This window comes from Pseudomonas sp. 2995-3 (assembly GCF_002742565.1).
GTDB classification, from domain to species: Bacteria; Pseudomonadota; Gammaproteobacteria; order Pseudomonadales; family Pseudomonadaceae; genus Aquipseudomonas; species Aquipseudomonas edaphica.
In genome coordinates, this window is record NZ_LJSB01000483.1 from 1 (window position 1) to 230 (window position 230).

The window sequence follows — 230 nt, forward strand, 5'->3', positions numbered from 1 at the left end:
GTTCTGTATTGAAGGAGGAAAAACAGTATGTCGGAAACATTTATTGCAACGATACGTACACTGGATGATAGAGGCTCTGGACGAGCAACGGTATGGCGCGAAAACGAGCAAGGTAATAAAAAGAAGCTAAGACTTACGATCCCACAAACCCTTCTAGGAGAAGAAGTGCGTGTGACTGTAGATCGCCCTGATCGTAAGAGATGGAGAACGATGCCAGAGGAGATCCTCAC

The 230-nt window shown here is 46.1% G+C and carries 1 protein-coding gene; it reads left to right on the forward strand.

The window, feature by feature from the left end:
* Positions 1–27 precede the first annotated feature (27 nt).
* The coding region (locus AOA62_RS32405) for a hypothetical protein (protein WP_218244273.1) at positions 28–230 on the forward strand (203 nt) is incomplete at its 3' end.